The organism is Phyllobacterium sp. 1468, from assembly GCF_031455525.1.
In the GTDB taxonomy this organism is placed as follows: domain Bacteria; phylum Pseudomonadota; class Alphaproteobacteria; order Rhizobiales; family Rhizobiaceae; genus Phyllobacterium.
The window spans coordinates 216,613-238,019 of the sequence record NZ_JAVDSX010000006.1 but is presented as its reverse complement, the minus strand read 5'-3'; the positions used below and the strand labels follow the sequence as shown (position 1 = coordinate 238,019).

General features: G+C 57.5%; 22 protein-coding genes. 13 read left to right on the top strand and 9 right to left on the bottom strand.

Annotated features, from left to right (window positions below; translation table 11 throughout):
* Positions 1-54 precede the first annotated feature (54 nt).
* From J2X72_RS17795 to J2X72_RS17775, 5 genes are all read left to right on the top strand, one after another.
* Positions 55-930, top strand: a complete 876-nt coding sequence (locus tag J2X72_RS17795; protein WP_310074026.1) for a sugar ABC transporter permease — start codon at positions 55-57, stop codon at positions 928-930.
* Positions 927-1,748, top strand: a complete 822-nt coding sequence (locus tag J2X72_RS17790; RefSeq protein ID WP_310074024.1) for a carbohydrate ABC transporter permease — start codon at positions 927-929, stop codon at positions 1,746-1,748. Before J2X72_RS17795 ends, J2X72_RS17790 begins: the two co-directional genes overlap by 4 nt.
* A 73-nt stretch (positions 1,749-1,821) precedes the next feature.
* A complete protein-coding gene (pobA, locus tag J2X72_RS17785) occupies positions 1,822-2,994 on the top strand; it encodes a 4-hydroxybenzoate 3-monooxygenase (protein ID WP_310074023.1) in 1,173 nt (390 codons plus the stop codon).
* Between the two features lie 118 nt (positions 2,995-3,112).
* A complete protein-coding gene (locus J2X72_RS17780; RefSeq protein WP_310074022.1) occupies positions 3,113-4,219 on the top strand; it encodes an ionic transporter in 1,107 nt (368 codons plus the stop codon).
* Positions 4,220-4,330: 111 nt separating this feature from the next.
* Positions 4,331-4,747, top strand: a complete 417-nt coding sequence (locus J2X72_RS17775; RefSeq protein WP_310074021.1) for a hypothetical protein — start codon at positions 4,331-4,333, stop codon at positions 4,745-4,747.
* 46 nt (positions 4,748-4,793) lie between these two features.
* On the opposite strand, the gene J2X72_RS17770 is transcribed toward J2X72_RS17775, so the two are convergent.
* The 6 genes from J2X72_RS17770 to J2X72_RS17745 all read right to left on the bottom strand — a co-directional run bounded on the left by J2X72_RS17770 (position 4,794) and on the right by J2X72_RS17745 (position 10,141).
* Entirely contained in the window at positions 4,794-5,582 is a 789-nt protein-coding gene (locus J2X72_RS17770; RefSeq protein ID WP_210002925.1) for a DUF481 domain-containing protein, read from the bottom strand.
* Between the two features lie 26 nt (positions 5,583-5,608).
* Entirely contained in the window at positions 5,609-6,538 is a 930-nt protein-coding gene (locus J2X72_RS17765) for a DUF2950 family protein (protein WP_310074020.1), read from the bottom strand.
* A 42-nt stretch (positions 6,539-6,580) separates the two neighbouring features.
* Entirely contained in the window at positions 6,581-8,050 is a 1,470-nt protein-coding gene (locus J2X72_RS17760) for a DUF3300 domain-containing protein (protein WP_210002923.1), read from the bottom strand.
* A gap of 77 nt (positions 8,051-8,127) precedes the next feature.
* Positions 8,128-8,376, bottom strand: coding sequence for a hypothetical protein (locus J2X72_RS17755; RefSeq protein WP_310074019.1), 249 nt, complete (start codon positions 8,374-8,376; stop codon positions 8,128-8,130).
* Positions 8,377-8,483: 107 nt separating this feature from the next.
* Complete coding sequence (locus J2X72_RS17750) at positions 8,484-9,173, bottom strand: L,D-transpeptidase (RefSeq protein WP_405044736.1); 690 nt, start codon at positions 9,171-9,173, stop codon at positions 8,484-8,486.
* On the bottom strand, positions 9,170-10,141 hold the full coding sequence (locus J2X72_RS17745; RefSeq protein WP_310074018.1) for a glycine betaine ABC transporter substrate-binding protein: 972 nt from the start codon (positions 10,139-10,141) through the stop codon (positions 9,170-9,172). Before J2X72_RS17745 ends, J2X72_RS17750 begins: the two co-directional genes overlap by 4 nt.
* Positions 10,142-10,277: 136 nt before the next feature.
* On the opposite strand from J2X72_RS17745, the gene J2X72_RS17740 reads away from it, so the two are divergent.
* From J2X72_RS17740 to J2X72_RS17730, 3 genes are all read left to right on the top strand, one after another.
* Positions 10,278-10,910, top strand: a complete 633-nt coding sequence (locus J2X72_RS17740) for a response regulator transcription factor (protein WP_112529153.1) — start codon at positions 10,278-10,280, stop codon at positions 10,908-10,910.
* A gap of 2 nt (positions 10,911-10,912) precedes the next feature.
* On the top strand, positions 10,913-12,268 hold the full coding sequence (locus tag J2X72_RS17735) for an alpha/beta hydrolase (protein WP_310074016.1): 1,356 nt from the start codon (positions 10,913-10,915) through the stop codon (positions 12,266-12,268).
* Between the two features lie 269 nt (positions 12,269-12,537).
* A complete protein-coding gene (locus tag J2X72_RS17730; RefSeq protein ID WP_210002921.1) occupies positions 12,538-12,822 on the top strand; it encodes a hypothetical protein in 285 nt (94 codons plus the stop codon).
* 28 nt (positions 12,823-12,850) lie between these two features.
* Here J2X72_RS17730 and J2X72_RS17725 read toward each other — a convergent pair whose 3' ends face one another.
* Together J2X72_RS17725 and J2X72_RS17720 are read right to left on the bottom strand one after the other, a co-directional pair.
* Positions 12,851-14,596 (bottom strand): hypothetical protein, encoded by a 1,746-nt coding sequence (locus J2X72_RS17725; protein ID WP_310074014.1) that lies wholly within the window; start codon positions 14,594-14,596, stop codon positions 12,851-12,853.
* A 152-nt stretch (positions 14,597-14,748) separates the two neighbouring features.
* Positions 14,749-15,453, bottom strand: a complete 705-nt coding sequence (locus J2X72_RS17720) for a hypothetical protein (protein ID WP_310074011.1) — start codon at positions 15,451-15,453, stop codon at positions 14,749-14,751.
* Here J2X72_RS17720 and J2X72_RS17715 point away from each other — a divergent pair.
* From J2X72_RS17715 to J2X72_RS17695, 5 genes are all read left to right on the top strand, one after another.
* Positions 15,416-15,799, top strand: a complete 384-nt coding sequence (locus tag J2X72_RS17715) for a DUF202 domain-containing protein (protein WP_310074009.1) — start codon at positions 15,416-15,418, stop codon at positions 15,797-15,799. The two genes, J2X72_RS17720 and J2X72_RS17715, sit on opposite strands and share 38 nt — an antisense overlap.
* Before the next feature lie 31 nt (positions 15,800-15,830).
* Positions 15,831-17,408, top strand: a complete 1,578-nt coding sequence (locus J2X72_RS17710) for an arylsulfatase (protein WP_310074007.1) — start codon at positions 15,831-15,833, stop codon at positions 17,406-17,408.
* A gap of 65 nt (positions 17,409-17,473) precedes the next feature.
* The gene (locus J2X72_RS17705; RefSeq protein ID WP_310074005.1) at positions 17,474-18,340 is read left to right on the top strand and encodes a bile acid:sodium symporter; all 867 of its coding nucleotides are present in this window, start codon (positions 17,474-17,476) and stop codon (positions 18,338-18,340) included.
* Positions 18,337-19,302 carry a formylglycine-generating enzyme family protein gene (locus J2X72_RS17700; protein ID WP_310074003.1) on the top strand — a complete coding sequence of 322 codons (966 nt, stop codon included), beginning with the start codon at positions 18,337-18,339 and terminating at the stop codon, positions 19,300-19,302. Before J2X72_RS17705 ends, J2X72_RS17700 begins: the two co-directional genes overlap by 4 nt.
* 8 nt (positions 19,303-19,310) lie before the next feature.
* Positions 19,311-19,664 (top strand): DUF1622 domain-containing protein, encoded by a 354-nt coding sequence (locus J2X72_RS17695; RefSeq protein WP_210002915.1) that lies wholly within the window; start codon positions 19,311-19,313, stop codon positions 19,662-19,664.
* On the opposite strand, the gene J2X72_RS17690 is transcribed toward J2X72_RS17695, so the two are convergent.
* Positions 19,661-21,373: a histidine kinase gene (locus tag J2X72_RS17690; protein ID WP_310074000.1), complete on the bottom strand. Its 1,713-nt coding sequence runs from the start codon at positions 21,371-21,373 to the stop codon at positions 19,661-19,663. The genes J2X72_RS17695 and J2X72_RS17690 overlap by 4 nt on opposite strands.
* Positions 21,374-21,407: the final 34 nt, after the last annotated feature.

Genomic DNA, 21,407 nt, shown 5'->3' with positions numbered 1-21,407 from the left:
AAGGGGGAGATAAAACAACGCATCCTGTTCCAGACCATTTGTAAAAGGAAAAACATGGTCGATTTGCACCACAAAGGCTGGAGAGTTTTTGCTAGCCCGCTGGTCGGGTTTCTCCTGCTTTTCCTCGGATTTCCGATCCTGATCGATCTTGTCTACAGCTTTTCTCACGTCAGTTTCACAAATTTGCGCAGCCCGGAAATCGTCGGTTTCGGAAATTACGGCGAGGTGCTCGGCGATGCGCAATTCTGGCGGGCCAGCTGGTTTTCGCTGCGCTTCGGCCTGATCACAGCAATTCTGGAATGTGTGCTCGGTCTCGGGCTTGCCGTATTCCTCTCGCCTCTCATCGAGAAGCGCTCCTGGCTCATGGCGCCCCTGATGTTGCCACTGATGGTGGCGCCCGCGATGATCGGGCTGATGTACCGGCTCGTGCTGCATGAGTTCGTCGGCCCGGTTCCGTATTATTTGTATCTATGGTTGGGCGATAGCCCATCATTCCTCAATGCGCAGAATGCCTTCTGGACGCTTGTCGTCGTCGAGACATTGCAGTGGACACCTTTCGCACTGCTGCTCTTTTATACCGCCTATCGGGCCATTCCGGACGATGTGCGCGAAGCCTCGGCTATCGATGGCGCTTCCGCTCGCCAAATCCTGACTGCAATTGAATTGCCCCTGATGCGCCCCACGCTCATCTTCACTTTTTTCATCCGGTTTATCGATGGATTTCGCGTATTCGACAATGTCTATACGTTGACCGGCAGTGGTCCCGGCGGTTCAACCACATCGCTGCCGATCTACATCTACGAGGCCTTCTTCAAGCAAGGCGCCATCGGCAAGGCAATCGCCGCTTCCGTCATTCTGTTCCTGGCATCGTTCCTTGGTTTGTACGCCCTGACATGGCTATCCCGCCGCGGGAAAGGCAGCCTTACATGATTAGGCTCTTGCGCTGGATCGTCTATGCCGTGGCTGCTCTTGCCCTGAATTTTCCGGTAATCGTCACGCTGCTCACCTCGTTCAAGAGCGGCAAGGAGATATCGGTCAATCCGGGATTCTGGATTTCGAGCCCCACCCTCGAAAACTATGCGACGGTTCTGCGGGTGAGCGACCGGTTGAACATTTTCGCCTATCTCTTCAACAGCCTGGCGGCGTCACTGATCGGCACGGGGCTCGCCATGATCATTTCTTTTCCGGCAGCCTATGCCATTGCCCGCGGCAGATATGGCCGCAAGATCCTGATGCCGCTGATCGTCAATCTGCGCGCAGTGCCGCTCATCATCTTTGCGATCCCACTTTACATGATGTTCCAGTTTGCCGGCCTGCTCGATACACAGCTTGGCCTCGGGCTGATCCTGACGATCGTCAATCTGCCGCTTTCGCTGATCGTATTCGTCAACGCGATCGCGGAAGTTCCCATCGAGATCGACGAGGCGGCAAAGCTGGACGGTATGAGCAGATGGGGAATCATGAAGGGGATGTTGTTCCCTGTCTGCCGCCCGGCGCTGGCGACGGTCTTCATATTCGGGTTCATCACAGCGTGGAACGAATTCCTGTTCGGACTGATGCTGACGTCAAACAGGGCCGTGCCGATGACAGTCGGCGCTTCTTTCTTCTTTGCGGCGAGCGGCGGCGGCATTCAATGGGGCGCGGCGTCGGCCGTCATGATCGTAGGCGCGTTGCCGCCAATGCTCATCGGCATCATCATGTACCGGCAAATCAGCGGCTCCATGACGGCAGGTGCGGTGAAGGGTTAGGGTCCGTTCGCGAAATCTCGCTTGCTGTCCGAGCCTCGCCGGTACAGAGTTGAGCCAAAAATGCGGGGGGATAATGCGTACCCAGATCGTCATAATAGGCTCGGGGCCATCCGGCCTGCTGCTCGGACAGCTCTTGAGTGATGCTGGTATCAGCAACATAGTCCTCGACCGCGTCGGCAAGGAATATATCCTCGGCCGCGTCCGCGCGGGGGTTCTCGAGGAAGGCACAGTCGACCTCATCGACAGGGCGAAATCCGGCACGAGGATGCATGTCGAGGGGCTGCGGCATGATGGCTTTTCGCTTGTTTTCGACGGACGCGATCATCGCATCGACCTGACCGGCCTTACTGGCGGCAAGCGCGTCATGGTCTACGGCCAGACCGAGCTCACCCGCGACCTGATGGAACATCGCGAAAAGAGCGGCGGCGGGAGCATCTATGATGCAAGCAACGTTCAGCCGCATGATTTCGACGGCAACTCGCCCTACGTCACTTATGAAAAGGACGGCCTCACCCATCGTATCGACTGCGATTTCATTGCCGGTTGCGATGGTTTTCATGGTGTCAGCCGCAAATCCATCCCGGAAAAATCGCTGCGCGTCTTCGAGAAGGTCTACCCCTTCGGCTGGCTGGGCATCCTTGCCGATGTGCCGCCGGTCAATCACGAACTGATCTATGCCAATCATCCGCGCGGCTTTGCGCTATGCTCCATGCGCTCCACAACCCGCAGCCGCTACTATGTGCAATGTGCACTCGACCAGAAGATCGAGGACTGGAGCGACGATCGCTTCTGGGACGAGCTGCGGCGCAGACTGCCTCCCCACCACGCGGACGCGGTGACAACTGGACCTTCGTTTGAAAAGTCAATCGCGCCCCTGCGTTCCTTCGTTGCGGAACCCATGCGCTTCGGCCGTCTTTTCCTCGTCGGCGATGCGGCGCACATTGTGCCTCCAACCGGAGCCAAGGGGCTTAATCTGGCGGCGAGTGACGTCCATTACCTTTTCTCCGGACTTGCCGAATATTATCGCGATGGTTCGGACAGCGGCATCGACGCATATTCGGTGCGGTCGCTTGCACGTGTCTGGAAAGCGGTGCGCTTTTCCTGGTGGATGACAACGATGATGCATCGTTTTCCGGATACGGGGGAATTCGACCAGAAGATCCAGGAGACCGAACTCGACTATCTCACCCATTCCCGCGCCGCTTCTACGGTGCTGGCGGAAAACTACGTCGGTCTGCCTTACTGAACGCGATTTCGGTCGGCCTGTGGCCGGACCGGAAACCCGCCATCCGGGAAACAGAACTGTTTCCATCCAAGCATGAAAGACTCTAGTGTCGGGAAGTCGCTCATTTGGATTCGCGCTCATGATCTCGCGTCACCTGCCGGCTTCGTCATATGTGGTACCGCTGGGGGCGCTGGCACTTGCCATTGTTTTGCAGCTCTTTGGCGTTGCGGGCAAAGGTCATGCCTGGGTTACGATCCTGGTTTCATTGTTCACCCTGTGCGTGCTGCTCGTCACCGTATTCGTCGTCCTCGAACATGCCGAAGCCCTGGCGTTCCGTCTTGGCCAGCCGTACGGGACGCTGCTGCTAACCTTTGCCGTCACGACCGTAGAGGTTTCGATTATCGTCTCGATGATGCTGCATGGCGAAAACAACCCGACGCTGGCGCGCGAGTCTGTCTTCTCGACGGTGATGATCGTCTGCGCCGGTGTCGTCGGCCTGTGTCTTACGCTTGGAGCATGGCTGCATCGCCAGCAGGATCTGAAACGGCAGGGAACAAGCGCCATCCTTTCGGTTCTGACCGCCTTGACGGTACTGACGCTCGTTCTGCCCAATTACACACTTTCGACGGACCCGGGCAGCTTTTCGCCGGTGCAGCTCGTCTTCGTCAGCTTCTGCGCCGTGCTGCTCTACGCGAGTTTCGTGTTTGCGCAGACGGTGCGACACCGCGATGACTTTCTCGATGAAAGCGCCGCTTATGCCGGTGTTCATGCGGGAAATACATCCAAGCGAGCACTTTACGCGAATGCATTTTTCCTGGTGACAGGACTGGTCGGCATTGTCCTGCTCGCGGAACAGGTGGCCGTCGGCATCGAGGACGGCCTTGCCGCGCTGAATGTTGCCCAGAGCGATGCCATCGTCGGCGCCTTTATCGCGACGCTGGTGCTTCTGCCTGAAGGCCTGGCCGCCATTCGTGCCGCGCTCAACAATGAATTGCAGCGCAGCCTCAACATTGCGCTCGGTTCGGCCCTGGCGACAATCGGGCTGACGATTCCAGCAGTCGGCATGGCAAGCCTTGTCACGGGGCGAGAACTGACGCTCGGCCTTTCGCCGGGCGATACGGTACTGCTGGCGCTGATCCTTTCGATCAGCATCCACAGTTTCGGAACGGGACGCACCAACGTGCTCACCGGCATGGTGCATCTGGTCGTCTTCATCGCCTTCGTGCTTTTGCTTGCGGCTCCCTAAGACACGAGGCGCATTTACCGTATCGTAGCCGTATATTTGCCGCCGCCGCATTTCCAGCGCCCGGACGAACATCTATCGTTGTCGAGGTGAAATGGATTCCGGAGCAATTCGATGAAGAGCAAATTCGGCAAAGTCATATTGGCGGGCGGTGTCCTCGGCCTGTGCCTGACAACGAGCGTCGCGGCGGCAACGATCAAGGAGCTGCAGGGCGCATGGACCATGAACGGAACCAAGTGTGAGGACACATTCAAGAAAGCCGGCAAGACGGTCGAGTTCAAGGACCGGACGGCTTCGACTTCAACGGGATTGCTGATCAGCGGCAGCAAGGTCACCGGGCCGAACGCCGTGTGCACGACAAAGAGCGTCAAGAAACTGAAAGACCGGCTGTCGGCGACGTTGTCCTGCACCGATTCAATGATCGAAAGCGACATGACCCAGACGTTCAAGATCGTCGATGCCAACACCTTTCAGCGGTTCGACCCCTTCGGCGACAATATGTATGTCACCTACAAGAAGTGTGACATGTAATGTTCGGGCCCTGCCCGCCTGTTCGCGGCGGGGCCCGACCTGGCTGTCAGAAATGCATGACGACGCCGAAGATCGGTCCCTGCTGGACGACGTTCATGACAAAACCGTCATTGCTGTAGTCGACGCCGAGCGCCCGATAGCCGGCGACGGCTGAAACCTTTTCGTTGAAACTGTAGCCGATGCCTCCGGCGACATCCCAGTCGACATCGGCGCCGCCGCCGCCTACAAGACCCCAACCGGTAAAATAGACCTTGTCGGTGATCGAATATTTGGCACGTATGCCGCCGAGGCCATCGACCCAGGTCGCGCTGTCTTCACGCTTCACACCATCGAGAATGCCGCCGCTAAACGCAATCTCGGTGCTTGCATTCCAGACCCTCAACCCGGCGACAACATCGAGGTTGCCTCTGTCGCTCTGCAGCACGGAATACCCCGCGCCGACGAGCCCGGCAAAGGTTTCGGAGGTCACGCTGACATTGTCCGCGATAATCCCTCGCGGCGTGCCCCGGCCACTGGAGATCTTCGAGTACATGATATCGGTGAAAATGCTGTAGCGATCATAGCGCGCCTCGCCAATGGCCATGGCGGCAAAATCGAGCTCCTTGAGAATGTCGCTAAATTTCATGTCCATGTGCACTGTCGGCAGGCCGAACAGACCCGAATCGCCCGACATGCCCGCCGCCCAGAAATAGGGGCTGACCGCAAAGGTCCAACCATCCTTTTCGATTTGCTTGAGTTCCGGCGCCATTGGCGAGGTAATGTCGGCCGCCGAGACCGGGCTTGCAAACAGCAAACCCGCCGCAAGCGCCGGTGCCAAAGTATTGAAAAGTTTCATCGCTGTCCCCCTTTTGAACGTCGCGATCAGTCGTCAACCGAATCCCATGTTTGATCCGGATTGAACGATCTTATCTCCTTAACCATCTTGTCGGTAGCCGGTCCGAGATCCTTTTCGTAAATAGTCCCATGATGACTGACGACGAAAGTCTTGATACCGGTTTCGCCATATATTGCGGGCCAGGCGATCAAAGCATGTCCGGCGATCATGTTGCCATTGATGACAAAATCATACTTGCCGCCGGCAATGTTGCTGCCCTGGCCTTTGAGTATCCGGTAGCGATAGCCGAAATAACCGCGGTCTGACTTCGCGCTGGCTTCGATCTTGGCATCATCTCCGAAACTGCCGGCAGGGCTTTCCTCGCCGCCGTCCGATTTCCAGTAAAGACCGTCGTGCTTGCCCTCCTCGCTGATCAGCTTCTGAGCAAATTCGAGCACGCCATCACCATCATGATCCTCCTGCGCGTAGGCAGTTTGGGCGAGGATATAATTACGCAACGTCTCTAATGCCTCGTTTTCATTCTCGCCGATCCGCCGCGCCAGAATCTCCTCGAGCCCCTTTTGCGTATCGAACTGCCAGCCGGCGTCCTGCTTGACCAAGGGAAACGGAAATGGCCAGGCAAGATTTCCGAGGACAACTTCCTTGCTGCCGTCTTTCCGGTCTTTCAGTTCGGCGCGTTCCGTGGAGGCCTTCTGGAGGTCGGTCAGACGATCATCGAAGTCGTCTGATTTCTTGGCCGCTTCGGCATTCAGACCAAGAACCTTGGCCAAAGCGTCTGCATCCTTGGCACCGAGATCTTTCTTCAGAGCATCAAGCGCATCTCCCGGTTCCTTGAAGGTTTCCGGCTTTGCGCCAACGAAACGTTGAAGCGAAGGCTCCGCCGCGATCAAGGGAGACGTTGCCGCCATCGAAAGAAAGGCAGAAGCGAGAAGTATTTTCAAAGTTGAGCGATACATTTTCCTGATCCCTTCACAAGGAATGGTGATGGCTTCGACAGGTCACCGACGACCGCGGCCTCCGCCACCCCGGCCTCCGCCGCCTCTGCCTCCGCCGCCACCCTGGAATCTCGGGCGTCCTCCCCCGCCCTGGACCCTGGAACCACCGCCACCCTGGACCCTGGGACGTCCGCCGCCGCCACCCAGGCTAGCATTGCCGCGCTGGGACGAGGCGCGGGCATCCCGGCCAGAGCCATAATTGCCGAGAGCGCTTGGCTGCCTCGGACGATTATCGACGCGGCCGCCTGTCGGCTGTTGCCGCGGGCGATCGGGACGGTTTGCATTTGGCCTGTCCCGATTCGGGCGATTGGCGGCGCCGGCGCCTTGTCCGATGTTGCGGTTACCCGCTCCCGCTCCTTGCCCGATATCGCGATTGGCCGGGCGATTTGCCCCTTGACCAGGGCGATTGCCGGCAAAATTGCCGCCATCCCTTTGCTTCAGCTGGTTCTGGACATCGCGGCGCACATCGCTGCTCTGGATCCTTGATCCGAGTGCGCCACCCGCGGCGCCTGCAAGCCCGGCACCGGCGAGTCCGCCAAGGTTACCGAGGTTGCCGAGCTGGCCGCCGTTTTCCCTTAGATCAAGCCGGTTTCCCCTGTTCTCGCGAACATTATTCGCAATGGAATCCCGGTCGAAATTGAATTTGCTGCTGTCGAAATTGAGGTTGTTGATATTGTTTTTGTCAAAGTGAAAATCGTTGCGATTGATGTCGCCAATGTTGATGTCGACGTCGTTGCCTCCCCATGAATGCCAATTATCCCAGTCGATTGCAGCGCCAAAAACTGCTCCCGTGATAAATCCGCTCCAATAGGGCGCATATGGGTAATAGTACGAAGGATAAGGATCGCCATAAACGATCGGGGCTGTCGCAACATAGGTCGGGCTGGTCAGGATGACGGGGTCGTAGGTCGGGACATACGTCACCTCCTTCTTGGCTGGGCGGATGACAACGTTGTCGTCGTCGTTTGTCTCTACGACAACCTTGTCATTTGACTTGATCGTACCATTGTCCACTGCCTTGTCGCGGAGTTCCTGTATCGCCACAAGCAGATCTTTTTGCTGATTGACGACCGCCTCGCCCAATTGCTGAGTCCATTCGAGATCGTCGTTCATCATCGTCAGTACTGTTGGATAGTTGAGAAGCGATATGACGCTTCCGTCCCAAGACGGATCGGGTTTCGCATCCGGCTTTGCTTTTGCCTGATCCTGAAACCGCGCCGCCTGGACGATCTGAAGAGGGTTGAGCGCGGCCGAAAGCACGAGGGCCACAAGGTCGTCGGGATAGAGCGCGATGCGCGCCGTCAGCGTTTGCAGCTCTGCCGCAGTCAGGAGTGCGGGCGCCGGTGCCACGGGTGCGGCAGGCGCTGTTGCGGCGGGCGCCGGTTGCGTCTGCGTCCAAGCCTGCATGCCCGGCCCGCACATCAGCAGCGCTGCCGAAGCGACCACGGCAATCGTTTTTTGGTGCAATGACATAGCGGCTCTCCTCAAATTCCACGTTTCTGACGACGTGCGGCACCCCGGTAATTGCGTGCAATCGGTTCGCTAGGGCATCAAACCTTTTCCACAGACAGGACGGCTCCGGCGGAATCGATCAGGCAAGTCGAACGCTGACCTTTGGAGTCGAGGATGATCTGATATTTTCCGCCATCCACCGCGGCCGAACTCACGGGAAGAACCGTCGCGCTGTCGCCGCCAAACTTTGTCGCCGAAGCGCTGGCGCAGGCCAGTTGCAAATCGGCTGGTGCCGTCTGCGCGGTGTTTCTTGCCATGTTTTCGGGTGTGGGGCTGTTGTCCGACATACATCCTGCCAGCGCCAATATTCCACTCGCAACCGTAAGGAAGCTGATATTTCTCAAATGTCCTCGACCCGATTTGCAAAGCATCGTTTTCCCCCTGACTTTGCTGCTCAAACACCCTTGTAGAGTGACGCGCCCTGCATGAGCACGATCACTTTCGCTCCGACCTGAATCTGTGAAGCCAGATCGACAATGTCTTCATTGTTCATTCTGATGCAGCCCGACGACACATTGAGCCCGATAGACCAGGGCTCCGGCGTCCCGTGGATGCGATAGATCGTATCCTGATCGCCCTCATAGAGATAAAGCGCTCGGGCTCCGAGCGGATTGTCGGGACCGCCGGGCATTCCCCCTGCAAATTTCACGGCATTCGGGTCGCGCGCCACCATCTCGGCGGGCGGCGTCCAGGTTGGCCATTCGGCTATGCGCCCGACGCGTACTATACCCGCCCATCCGAAACCGTCCCGGCCGACGCCGATGCCGTACCGGATGGCTTGACCACCGCCTTTGACGAGATAAAGGAAATGCTGGTTGCCATCGATGATGATGGTTCCCGGTTTTTCAGCCGTCCGGAACGGAACCATCTGCTTGCGGAATGCCTCGGGCACCTGACCGTTCGCCGCGTAATATTTGCGGGCTTTTTTGCTGTCATAGGCGATCCAGGTCCGGGTCTTCGTATCGTAGATCTGCGTCTTTGGAACCTGGGCCAGTCCCGCCGCGATACCACCAATGAATAACCCTGCTGCAGCCAGAAAAACGGCTGAGTGCATGCCAAGAAACGATGCGGACCTTCTTTTCATTTCGCCGTCCCCTTCAACCATTTTTGCACCCGGTCCGCATGTTTTCCGACCCATGCCTTGGCGTAGTCGGCTGGCGGTTGACGGTCGACTTCGACCGCATAGCTCATCTCGGTGATTTCGTCGGGCGTGAAATCGATGTTTTCAAGGAACTTGGTCACTTCCGGACTCTTCGTAGCCAATGCCTTAGCGTAAGCGATGTGGAAGCGCGCGGCATCCCAGGCGACAGGTGCACTCGATTTGGCCAGCCAGTCGGGATCGTCCGCAGGCAGGATTACATGCCACTTGGACGCGTCGTGCGCGGGCTCTTCAAGCTTGACGATGTCATGCAGCTTGAAGACGACATGGGGGCTGTAGCACGCAAATATGATCGGCTTGTCCGTCGCCTCGGCAGCATCGACCGCCGCCATGCCCATTTCCTCAGGCATTTCAAGAAGCCGCATTGTCTTGGCATAACCATAACTGTTGGCCCGGATTCGTTCGATGACCGTGGATGACCATGTCTCGGCGCCAATCCACATCTCTCCCTGGCCGTCGCCGTCCGTGTCGAAGGCCGCGGTTTTTTTCGGATCGAGAAGGTCGGCGACTGAATGAATTCCCGTTTTATCAACTGTTTGCTTGGTGGTACAAATTCCCTGCCAGGCGGGAACGCCGAAATCCGCAAGCTGAACTTTATCGCCATATTTTTCCACCAGCGAATTGAGGTTCGGCAGCCAGACCTCCGGATGGACATCGACCTCCCCGGAAGCAAGTCCGGCGAAAGCGGTCATCGTCCCCATCTCCTCGACGTCGACGCTCTTGTGCATGTTCGCTTCGAGGGCTGTCTTGATGATATTTGCGGTCACCTGGCCCGACGGCCAATTCGGCATGGCCACAACCAGATCGGCTGCGATTGAAGCCGCGGGAAACGTCATCCAGACTGACAGGACCAATCCCGCAAATTGACCGAGCCTCGTTAATCGTTGCCTCATCTGCCACGCTCCCACATGATATGATCGGCATTAGCAAGCATCGATTGCATTATCGTAAGTACGTAACTGTTAATTTTTGCCGGAAGAGCGTTTCCGGTGTAAAACTTAGAGGGTCCATTCGGACGCGTGGGGTAGTATGACAAGGATTCTGATCGCGGATGACCATGAGATCGTCCGGCAAGGCGTGAAAGCGATCCTGTCGAAGCGGGATCGCTGGGAAATCGTCGGCGAAGCAGCCGACGGGCGCGACGCTGTCGGGCAGGCGCGACTGACCGAACCGGAAATAGCCATTCTCGATTATGCCTTGCCCTTCATCAACGGTGTGGAAGCGGCGCGGCAAATCCGGCTGCACAGCCCGAAGACCGAAGTCCTGATATTTACCCAGCACGATAATGAAGCTTTGCTGCGCAACATACTTGAAGCGGGCGTGCGCGGCTATTTGCTGAAGTCCGATGCCACGCAGTATCTCATCCAGGCAGTGGAAGCATTGGAGCACCGCCAGCCGTTCTTTACCAAGACGGTGTCTGACATGCTCGTGTCATCCTATCTCGCTAAATCCGATGCTACGTCGAGTATTCTCACCTCGCGTGAAACCGCAGTGGTCAAACTGATCGCCGAAGGCCATAGCAACAAGGAGACGGCAGCGGTGCTTGGCCTTAGTGAGAAGACCGTCGAAAGCCACCGCGCGGCCGCGATGCGGAAACTGGATGCCAAATCCACCGCGGCCCTTGTTCGATATGCCATAAGAAACCGGTTGATCGAGGCTTGACGATGGTTTCGCGCAAAATGGTCAAGCACTACCATCACTCACCCGCCGCAATTTCCTCGAGCGAAAGCATCGACATGAATTACATCTCCGGAGCGACTGAATTTCCGCAGGCACCCCGCCGTCGCGTCGCCGCCTTGCCAGTGCTCGGATTCATACTCACGCTCGCATTGGCCGGTTGCGCGGGGCATGCCAGAGGCGTAATGACGCCGGTGGCCATAACGGGTGCAACCGGTGGTTCAACAGTCGACATGCTCGTCGTTACCAGCCGTGTACCCTCGCACGATCCGGCGACGCTGTTTACCGGGGAGCGCAGCCCGACGCCTTATTTGACGGATATCACCGTATCTATCCCTTCCGATGCCAGGCGCAAACCGGGAACGGTGCAGTGGCCGAAAAAGGTACCGCCGAACCCGGAAACGGACTTTGCCGTGACAAAAGTGCGGCAACTGCATTCCACGGACGAGGGACGCGCCTGGTTCCGCCAGCACGTCGTTAACGGCCATGCGATGGTCTTCGTCCATGGTTTCAACAACCGCTATGAAGATTCGGTTTTCCGCTTCGCCCAGATCATCCACGATTCCAAGGCGCAGGTGACGCCAATCCTGTTCACCTGGCCCTCGAGGGCACGCGTCTTCGATTATAATTACGACAAGGAGAGCACCAACTTCTCGCGGACTGCGCTTGAACAGGGCCTGCAAACGCTTGCCAAGGACAAGGACGTCAAGGAAATCACGGTCATGGCCCACTCGATGGGAACATGGCTCGCCATGGAATCGCTGCGGCAGATGGCGATACGCGACGGCCGGGTGCAGCCCAAGATAAAGAACGTGATCCTTGCCTCACCCGATATCGATGTCGATGTCTTCGCGAGGCAATGGAACGAGCTCGGCAAGGACAAGCCGAAAATCACCATCTTCGTGTCGCAGGACGACAGGGCCTTGAAGGTGTCGCGGTTGATCTCGGGCGACGTCGATCGTCTCGGTGCGATCAATCCGGCGGCGGAGCCTTACAAGACCAAGCTGGAAGCGGCCGGAATAACCGTCGTGGATCTGACCCAGATCAAAACCGGTGACGGACTGCGCCACGGCAAATTCGCCGAAAGTCCGGACATCGTCCAGCTCATCGGACAGCGGCTCGTGACAGGACAGACGCTTACCGATTCAGACGTTTCCTTCGCTGACGGCGTGACGGCGGTCGTGGCGGGAGGCGTCGGTACGGTGGGCAAGGTTGCAGCGACAACCGTGAGCGCGCCGCTCACCGTGCTGGAGGGCAACAAGATCGAATATAGACGCCCCAAATCCGACAGGGTGAACGAGACCCTGAACAGCAAGCCACCCACGCCCGAGCTTAGTTACTGAGCAAAGAGGGGGCCCGAGCGTGTCCGTAACTGCCCGACTTCGCGGTGGGTGCAAGGGAGAGCGAATTCGTCAATCGCCGGTCCCGCCCGGGCGGGGCAAGGGGAAGGGAGGCAACCCCCTGCCCTTGGCGATTCTGGTCCAAAATAGCGCCTGCAGCAACGATGTTACAGTAACATCGTTGCAAGAAATGCGACCTCGACGCATCTTTGTCGCCTGAGGGCGTTTCTCGCGCCGATCCCGGCAAAAAACGCTGAAAACAGGTTTACTGCATGATACGCCTACTGCCAGCTCTTTTGATCCTGCTCTGCGCCTCCGAGATCGCCGCAGCCGAGCCGCTGCAATCGCGCATGCTCCAGCGGCAAACGGCCCGCGCCATCCGCAATGCGGGGTTCTGGTGCGACAAGATCACCGATGCCAGGATCGACAAGGTGCGATCCGCAGGCGGCCCCACGATCGTGCAGGTCACCTGCGACGACCAAACGACGTTCGCGCAATACAGCCTGACCATGAACGCTACCAACAGCAAGGTAACGAAAATCGAACGTTGGAAGTGAACCCACCAGGTTTCGTGCCAACGGACGTCTAGTTGGATGCGTCAGCCACCGGAGCAGGCAGGACAAAACCTGCCTTCGTCAAGCCGGCGCCAAGCTTGTCGACGATCTCCGGCGAATAGTGGCGGGCAGCCATATCGGAGCGGAACGATGCGGGGAAGTGCTTGCGCCTGGCGTTCAGCTGTTTTGCCGCTTCGCTAATATCTGCGGCATTCTTCATCTGGCCCGCTGCTGCAAGTTCGAGAATGTTGGCAATATAGTTTTCCGACCTGCCCATCTGCTGCACGCGGAGCAGCGCTTCCGCAAATTCTCCGCGCCGGTAAGCATCAAGCGCAAGCGTTAGCCCTGCCTCGCTGGGCGCGGCGCCGTCGATCATCCCGGCCTTGACTGCCATTCCCACACCTTCCGCCCATCTGCCTACGGCGAAAAGCATCGTTCCCAGCCGGGCCGGGATGAGGCTGTTGCCCGGATTAAGTCCCATCGCACGATATCCGGACACGAACGACGCTTCCGTCTGACCGTTGCGGAATTGTGCCAGCATTTGGGCATATCCGGCGCGGTCGGACGTAGGGGCGAGCGAAACGGCTTTGTTTGCCAGCGTGAGCGCCTGCGCAGTCAATTCGGTCGGCGCTTCAGGCGCCTCCAGCTCAAGATTGACGATTGCGAGTTCGGCGTTGATGTCTGGATTGTTCGGTGCGTCCAGCAGTGATGTACCGAGGCAAGTTTGCACCTCATGCAACAGGCCGGTATCAAGCTGTTCCAGAGCCACGGCAGACCGCAGGACGCAGCCATTGCCAAAGGTCGGCGACCTCAGTTCACGCGTCAACTCCAGGCCGTTGATCACGCCGCGTGTGCCGGCGAACCGGTTTGCGAGGTCCGTAATCAGTTCGTAGCGAACGTCGATACCCGACCTTCTGTCGACCTCGACGCGCTCGACTCCGGAACGCAGGGCCTCTCCCGTCGCAGGATTGACAACCTGCCACCACACCGCATGGGCGTGGTCGTCAGGGTGATATTTGAGGATCACATCGTAGCGACTATCCATTCGGCTCTGGGCCCCGAACAGGGACCCGGCTGCCGATCGGATCCCGCCCGTTTCCGATCCCAGGTCTCCTGCAGCAAGCTTGAGCGTCTGATATTGCGACAGGGCCGTCATCAGGTAATCGCGGATCAGTCCAGCCTCGATGTCCGTCTGGTCACCGGCCAATTTCATCTCGATCGCAACATTCGGCTTTTCCGAATAGACAGGTCCCCTTCCGGCAAGGAACCACAGGAAACCGCAAGTGGCCGCCACAAGCCCCGCGAGAACGAGCCGCCGGTCGGAGATCCTGCTCTTCCAGCCGGAATTTGTCCTGCCCGTTTCGGGCGCATCAACAAGGTCCGCCTCATCGATAGTTTCAGCCTGGGGTGCGGCCTTGGTGAAAACAGGAATATACCGTCCGCGCGGCAGCTCGATGCGGACGCTGCCTTCTTCGGCGTGAGCCTCATAATATTGGGCAAGAGAGGCGCGAAGCCGTGTCGCTTCTATGCGAACGATTGGATCCGTGGTGGGATCAAAACTGCAGGGACGGCCGAACACATCGACCGCGATCGTATAGGCCTTCACCGCAGCGGCACGACCCTCGAACATTTCGCTGGCTACAAATCGCAGGAAATTCCTGTTGCGATCGGTCGAGTGAAACTGGGGATCGGACAAGAGCCTGTCCAATTCCTGCTTCGCTTCCTGTTCAGTGACCTCTTCGGTTTCCGTTGCGTCGATATTGACGTCAACTTCCATGGCAGACCCCCGTGCTTCAGCCTGGAATAGAATTGAACGGAACAGGACAAGAAGCCATAGGGTGAATACCCCAGGTTGTACCGGAATTATACTGAGACACTTAGTTTAAACAGGATTGATCAGGAAACAAAGAGCTACGTCAGATTGATTGGTCAAGGCATTTTGCTGCGCGCGGCAATGCAAATATCAATAACTTCGTTTTCGATATCGGAACACAGGGTCTCGTATTCCACCAGCAGTCTGTCGTCCGAGGAGCCATTTCTCCGCAGGCGGTCAAGAGTTGAACTCGCTTCGTCGAAGGCATCGCAGAGGCTTACCAAAGTGGAATTCCGGGTACTGAGCATCTGCAACTGCCCGCGCATCGCCGGCAGTTTGAGCATCAATTTCCAGAGCCCCCTTTGGGATGAAGCCGTTGACATTGCCGATGCTGAACCTCCGCTTTCGTCTTGAACTAAGCCATTCGAGCTATATGCCGCCAAAGGCAGGCGAACCGGCAGTTGCAGAACGCCCGGTTTCTGTCCGACGATAGTGCATAATTGATGCTCGCCGCGGGAGTACGTTACGGTAAAAACCGCAGGGACAGGTCCTAAGGGGCGGAAAATATTCTGATCATGTTCAACGTGGAGGTATGGCCTGGTCGTTTCTGGCCCCGCCTTTGTTACCGTTACGTACTTACAAACCGGCAGTCCGGTGGCGAACGTGTCCGCGACGAACCAGGCCAACGCACTCATGGAACACGCGAATTCAAAATCCCCGCCCGATATGATTTCGGTGGACTTGTCCGCGCGGCGTACCGGAATGTCATTCCAGCGGACACGGATGAGCGCCGACCGCACCTTGATGTCGGTGATCCGCACGTCCCTTTCACTGATTGGCTTCGGATTCACAATATTCCAGTTCTTCGAGAAGTTGCGCGATGCGGGCACCCTCACCCATGCCGGGGCTCCGCGCAGTTTCGGACTGGCGCTGGTCCTTCTCGGCATATGCATGCTTGTGATCGGCATCATCTACCACACGCAGTTCATGCTCGAACTGCGACGTACCCGGGAGAAAATGGTAGCGGATGGCATCATTCACGGGGAGAGCCGCTACCCGGTTTCGTACACACTTGTGACGGCAGTTATCCTGCTCCTGATCGGTCTCTTCGCTGTCGCGAGCATGGTTTTTGACATGGGCCCATTTCGGGATGGAACGGGCAGCTGATTCCCCAAGTCGTTCAAGAGGAGTTATGCAATTGGCTAAAGATAAAAAGAGTGGCAAACCAAAGAAGGGTGGCGGTCAACCCAATATTCTCGTCATTTGGGGTGACGATATCGGCATCTCCAATCTGAGCTGCTACAGCCGCGGTCTCATGGGGTATCAGACGCCCAATATCGATCGCCTCGCGAAGGAAGGCATGATGTTTACCGACAGCTATGGTGAACAATCCTGTACAGCCGGAAGATCGTCCTTCATCACCGGCCAGAGCGCTTACCGAACGGGTCTTTCCAAAGTAGGCATTCCTGGCGCTTCGGCCGGGCTTCAGCCCGAGATCGTGACAATCGCGGACCTGTTGAAGAACCAGGGCTATGCGACAGGACAGTTCGGCAAGAACCACCTGGGAGATCTCAACAAGTTCCTGCCGACGGTCCATGGTTTCGATGAATTCTACGGCAATCTTTATCACCTCAATGCCGAGGAAGAGCCGGAAATGTACGACTACTTCCCGGAGAAGGACTTCCCCGGCCTGCGAGCGAGCATTGGACCGCGCGGCGTGCTCCATTCCTGGGCGCAGGACAAGGACGATCCAACGGAAGAAAAGCGCTGGGGCAGAGTGGGCAAGCAGAAGATAAAGGATACCGGACCGCTTACAACCAAGCGCATGGAAACCTGCGACGAAGACTTCGTCGATGCGGCCAAGGATTTCATCAAGCGCCAGAACAAGGCCGGGAAGCCATTTTTCGTTTGGCTCAATACCACGCACATGCACCTGTTCACCCATACGAAGAAGTCGAGTCTCGGACAGGCCGGACGCTGGCAGTCTCCCTATCATGATACGATGATCGATCATGACAAGAACGTCGGCGACATGCTCGACTATCTCGACGAGCTTGGCATCGCCGAAGATACGTTCGTCATGTATTCGACCGACAACGGACCACACATGAACTCGTGGCCGGATGGAGGCATGACGCCATTTCGCAGCGAGAAGAACTCCAATTGGGAGGGTGCCTTCCGTGTTCCGCTGCTTGTACGTTGGCCAGGGAAGATCAAGGCGGGCTCGGTATCGAACGAAATCGTCCAGCACCATGACTGGTTGCCGACCTTCCTCGCCATGGCAGGCGATCCCGACGTGATGGACAAGCTCAAGAAGGGCTATTCCGCCAACGGCAAGCCATTCAAGAACCATATCGACGGGTATAATCTGCTACCGTACCTGACGGGCGAAGAAAGCAGCAGCCCGCGCAAGCTCTTTGTCTATTTCAGCGACGACGGCGACGTTCTCGGTATCCGCTACGACAATTGGAAAGTCGTGTTCATGGAACAGCGCTGCCAGGGTACGATGCGGATTTGGGCGGAGCCATTCACGCCGCTGCGACTTCCGAAGCTGTTCAATCTCAGGACGGACCCATACGAGCGTGCCGACATCACATCGAACACGTATTATGACTGGTTCCTGCACCACGACTACATCCTGTTCGGCGCATACACGATTGCCGACAGATTTGCAGCAACGTTCAAGGATTTTCCGCCGAGTCAGAAGGCAGCGAGCTTCACCATAGATGATGCACTCGCAAAAATGTCCGAAGCTGCCAGCGGCAAGTTCAATTAGAGATTATTACGGGCAGCTTCGCAAGACGGCCGCCCGCCACCCGTCAATCGGCCAGGGAAAGAGACATGACGCTGACGCAGATCATCGGATTCGCGATCAATGCGAGTATGTTTCTCATTGTCTTCGCACTTGGCTTGCGTGCGACCTTCGATGACGTGACGCATCTATTCCGCAGACCAAGTCTCTTCGTCCGTTCAATCCTTTCCATGAATATTTGCATGCTGGCGGTTGCGGTGGTGTTGTCGTTGCTGTTCGATCTCCACCCCGCCATCAAGATCGCGCTCGTTACGCTTGCCATTTCTCCGGTTCCGCCGGTGCTGCCGGGAAAGCAGGAAAAGGCCGGCGGCTCGGCCTCCTATACAATCGGCCTGCTGGTAGCGACGGCACTGGTTTCGATTGTGCTCGTTCCCCTCGCCATCAATCTCCTCGGGAGTTCGTTCAACATCGATATGGACGAACCCGCAAGCGCTATCGCTTCCGTGGTGCTGATCTCCATAATCGTTCCGTTGGTAGCGGGCGTTGCCCTCCGCCACTTTACGCCTGACCTTGCAAGCCGCATCGAACGCCCGACCTCCCGTTTTGCAACGCTGCTTTTGATCGTCGCCGTCCTACCGGTCCTGTTCATCGCCTCGTATGCCATCTGGGCTCTGGTCGGAAACGGAGTTGTCATTATGCTCGTGCTGTTCACGCTCATTGGCGTTGCCCTCGGTCACTTCCTGGGTGGTCCCAATCCGGATGACCGTACTGTACTTGCGCTGGCCACGGGAACGCGGCATCCCGGTGTTGCGCTGGCCATAGCAAACTTGAATTTTCCCGACGAGAAGGCCGTCATGGCGGTCGTGCTTTACCATCTTGTCATTGGTGCTATCGTCTCGATACCCTATGTGAGATGGCGCACTCGCATTCATGCGCTTCGTCCGGAGATGAAATGATGCTCGATCAACCGGAACAAACCCAAAGCAGGGCCGCTCCTTTCGACAATATGGTGTGGATTCCGGGCGGCGAATTTCAAATGGGTTCGGACAACCACTACCCCGAGGAAGCCCCAGCGCACCCCGTCCGGGTCAATGGTTTCTGGATGGACAAGTTTACGGTAACCAACCGCGACTTTGTCCGTTTTGTCGAGGCGACCGGTTATGTGACGCTGGCTGAAAGACCGGCCAATCCAGAAGACTATCCGGGCGCCTTGCCGGAAATGCTGGCGCCATCCTCAACGATGTTCAAGAAGCCCTCGTCTCCAGTCGACATGAGCAATCATTTCAATTGGTGGGTCTATGTACGCGGCGCCAGCTGGCGCAACCCGCGGGGTCCCGCGAGCACAATCAAGAAGCTTGGCGATCATCCCGTCGTTCATGTCGCCTACGAAGATGTCGAAGCCTACTGCAGCTGGGCCGGCAAGGAATTGCCCACCGAAGCCGAATGGGAATATGCGGCCCGCGGTGGTCTGGACGGGGCCGACTATGTCTGGGGTGATGAGTTTACCCCGGGTGGAAAGCACATGGCCAATACCTGGCAGGGCAATTTCCCTTACCGGAACACGCTCGACGATGGATACGAGTACACGTCACCGGTGGGGTCATTTCCAGCCAATGGCTACGGGCTATTCGACATGGCCGGCAATGTCTGGGAATGGACCACCGACTGGTATCGAGAGCACGGCAGGATAACGAGCCCTTGTTGCACGGCAGACAATCCGCGTGGCGGCACGCTTGAGGAAAGCTTCGATCCGCGTCAACCCGCTATGAAGGTCGCGCGAAGGGTGACCAAGGGCGGCTCGCATCTTTGCGCACCGAACTATTGCCGGCGCTACAGACCGGCGGCGCGCATGTCGCAGCCCGTCGATACCTCGATCTCGCATTTAGGTTTCCGCTGTATCGTCCGGCCCAAGGGATAGGACGCTCGATGCTCAGGGACCTGTTGATCCAGCTCACAGAACCAATCGTCTCGATCATCGACATTTTCGCGTTGATCATCATTGCGATCGGCACGGTGGATGCATTTGTCAACGGCACCAGGGTGATGTTTTCGCACCCGGAAGGGCACCATGCGGTCCGGCACGTGTGGATGCGCTATTCGCGCTGGCTGGTGGCGGGACTGACGTTCCAGCTTGCAGCTGACATACTCGAAACCTCGGTCACTCCGGCCTGGGACGACATCGGCCGCATTGCGGCGATCGCCGTGGTCCGCACCTTCCTCAACTTCTTTTTGGAGCGCGATCAACGGGACATCGGCGAACTTCAGCGTACTCCTGACTAACCGCGCACTTTCACCGAAATCGTGGTGCCCTTTCTTCCAGTCGAAATATCAATCGTGCCGTGGAGCGGGCGAAGCCGCGCCTCCATACCGGAAAGACCAACGCCGACATTCCGGCGCCTTCGCCTTTCGATGCCGACACCATCATCCTTGACGGTGAGCGACAGGATCGTATCGGGCTCGCTCCCCTGGCGGATCAGCCTGATCGTTGCCTTGGCGGCGTGGGAATGACGATAAATATTGGTCAACGCTTCCTGGACAATACGGAAAATGGTGAGTTCAACATCCGGCGGGGGTCGTTTTGCCGCCAATACGGGATCGACCCTCAGTTCGATTTCCAGTCCGCTTCGCTCCTCAAAACCCACGACGAGTAGCTCAAGAGCATTCGGAAGGCCGGATTCGTCAAGCATCGGAGGATGCAAGAGATAGGATAGTGTGCGAAGCTCCTCATTGCTTTGCGAAACGAGTTTCGATGCGCGCGCCAGCGCTCGCGAGATTTCGCCGTCATTATCGGGCAGTAGGGATTTGACATTCGCCAGTTCCATCGCCGCGCCGATCAGGTGTTGGCCCGTGGAATCGTGAAGATCCCTGGCAATGGAGCGGCGCTCCCCATCCTGTGAAACCAGAAGGTGTTCGCTGACTTCGCGCAGCGACTCGTTCGAATACATAAGGGCAATCGAACGGCGTCGTGCCAGCCACGCTGTGGCGAGAAACGCCGCAAGGGCGATGCCCAGAACAGAACCGTAGACGCGCACCGACTGCCGCCAGCCAGCAAGCAGTGCATTCTCGTCAATGCCGTAGGTTACGTAGAATGGGAAACCTTCGACCTTCCTGTAGGCCACCATCCGGTCGATGCCCTCCGAGGAAGAAACGTGGTGTATCTCACCCGACACTGGATTCTCGGCTGTCGCTTGCCGAAACCAATCAGGTATGATTGCGCCGCCTTCCCAGAACGGGACGTTCACCACGACTTCGCCGTTCCCGCGCAGGAATTGTGCAGCGTCCGAGGGAGAAGCCGCTCCATCGAACAGTCTGGTGAAATATTCGATCGGCATCGTGATCAGTATCAAGCCGTCGAACTTCCCGTCGGGCTGGCGTAGAGCCTTGCTCATAGTCAAGGAGGGTTGCCCGTACACGCGGCCAATCAACGGGTCGCCTATAAATGTGGCATTCGATGTATGATCCCGATGATAGCGGAAATAATCCCGGTCGTTCACATCAAGGGAACTACTGCGATAGCCTTCGCTGGTAGAAACCAGTTTGCCGTCGCGGTCTACAAGGGCAATAACGCCCGAGTGCTTGAGAAATTGCTTCTGGGTAGCCAGAAATTTGACCAGACGCTCCGAGGAAGCAATTTCCGACCATGACATGGGTTCAACTTCGGACGAAATACCCTGAAGCACCATGTCGTTCGCCTCGAGTATCTTGCTGACATACGCTTCGAGCAGTGCGGTCTTCTGGCGCAACTGGATTTTCGATTGCAAGACCATCCGGTCCCGGCTCTCGACAACGCCGACGACGAACACCGTTATGATGACGCCGACACTCATGAGCAACAAGAGGCCATAAGGCAAAAGCGGGAGCGCAGGCGCGTTCACCGGCACGCCGGGCGACAACGCTTTTCCGTCCGGAAGCATAAGGCCAAGTCGCCGCAAAAATGCCGGGATGGCAGCTATGCCCCAGCGATCCGCGGATCGACGCAGGATTTTCACCGCCTGCTCCCTATGCGGCGCTTCAATCTGCGCG

Excerpts from the sequence above, each read along its gene's own strand:
- pobA (WP_310074023.1), top strand. The coding sequence starts at position 1,822 with ATGCGTACCCAGATCGTCATAATAGGCTCGGGGCCATCCGGCCTGCTG.
- J2X72_RS17715 (WP_310074009.1), top strand. The coding sequence starts at position 15,416 with ATGAGCGCCGACCGCACCTTGATGTCGGTGATCCGCACGTCCCTTTCA.
- J2X72_RS17700 (WP_310074003.1), top strand. The coding sequence starts at position 18,337 with ATGATGCTCGATCAACCGGAACAAACCCAAAGCAGGGCCGCTCCTTTC.
- J2X72_RS17735 (WP_310074016.1), top strand. The coding sequence starts at position 10,913 with ATGGTTTCGCGCAAAATGGTCAAGCACTACCATCACTCACCCGCCGCA.
- J2X72_RS17765 (WP_310074020.1), bottom strand. The coding sequence starts at position 6,538 with ATGTATCGCTCAACTTTGAAAATACTTCTCGCTTCTGCCTTTCTTTCG.
- J2X72_RS17795 (WP_310074026.1), top strand. The coding sequence starts at position 55 with ATGGTCGATTTGCACCACAAAGGCTGGAGAGTTTTTGCTAGCCCGCTG.
- J2X72_RS17750 (WP_405044736.1), bottom strand. The coding sequence starts at position 9,173 with ATGAAAAGAAGGTCCGCATCGTTTCTTGGCATGCACTCAGCCGTTTTT.
- J2X72_RS17755 (WP_310074019.1), bottom strand. The coding sequence starts at position 8,376 with ATGTCGGACAACAGCCCCACACCCGAAAACATGGCAAGAAACACCGCG.
- J2X72_RS17745 (WP_310074018.1), bottom strand. The coding sequence starts at position 10,141 with ATGAGGCAACGATTAACGAGGCTCGGTCAATTTGCGGGATTGGTCCTG.
- J2X72_RS17780 (WP_310074022.1), top strand. The coding sequence starts at position 3,113 with ATGATCTCGCGTCACCTGCCGGCTTCGTCATATGTGGTACCGCTGGGG.
- J2X72_RS17725 (WP_310074014.1), bottom strand. The coding sequence starts at position 14,596 with ATGGAAGTTGACGTCAATATCGACGCAACGGAAACCGAAGAGGTCACT.
- J2X72_RS17770 (WP_210002925.1), bottom strand. The coding sequence starts at position 5,582 with ATGAAACTTTTCAATACTTTGGCACCGGCGCTTGCGGCGGGTTTGCTG.
- J2X72_RS17740 (WP_112529153.1), top strand. The coding sequence starts at position 10,278 with ATGACAAGGATTCTGATCGCGGATGACCATGAGATCGTCCGGCAAGGC.
- J2X72_RS17705 (WP_310074005.1), top strand. The coding sequence starts at position 17,474 with ATGACGCTGACGCAGATCATCGGATTCGCGATCAATGCGAGTATGTTT.
- J2X72_RS17760 (WP_210002923.1), bottom strand. The coding sequence starts at position 8,050 with ATGTCATTGCACCAAAAAACGATTGCCGTGGTCGCTTCGGCAGCGCTG.
- J2X72_RS17695 (WP_210002915.1), top strand. The coding sequence starts at position 19,311 with ATGCTCAGGGACCTGTTGATCCAGCTCACAGAACCAATCGTCTCGATC.
- J2X72_RS17775 (WP_310074021.1), top strand. The coding sequence starts at position 4,331 with ATGAAGAGCAAATTCGGCAAAGTCATATTGGCGGGCGGTGTCCTCGGC.
- J2X72_RS17790 (WP_310074024.1), top strand. The coding sequence starts at position 927 with ATGATTAGGCTCTTGCGCTGGATCGTCTATGCCGTGGCTGCTCTTGCC.
- J2X72_RS17730 (WP_210002921.1), top strand. The coding sequence starts at position 12,538 with ATGATACGCCTACTGCCAGCTCTTTTGATCCTGCTCTGCGCCTCCGAG.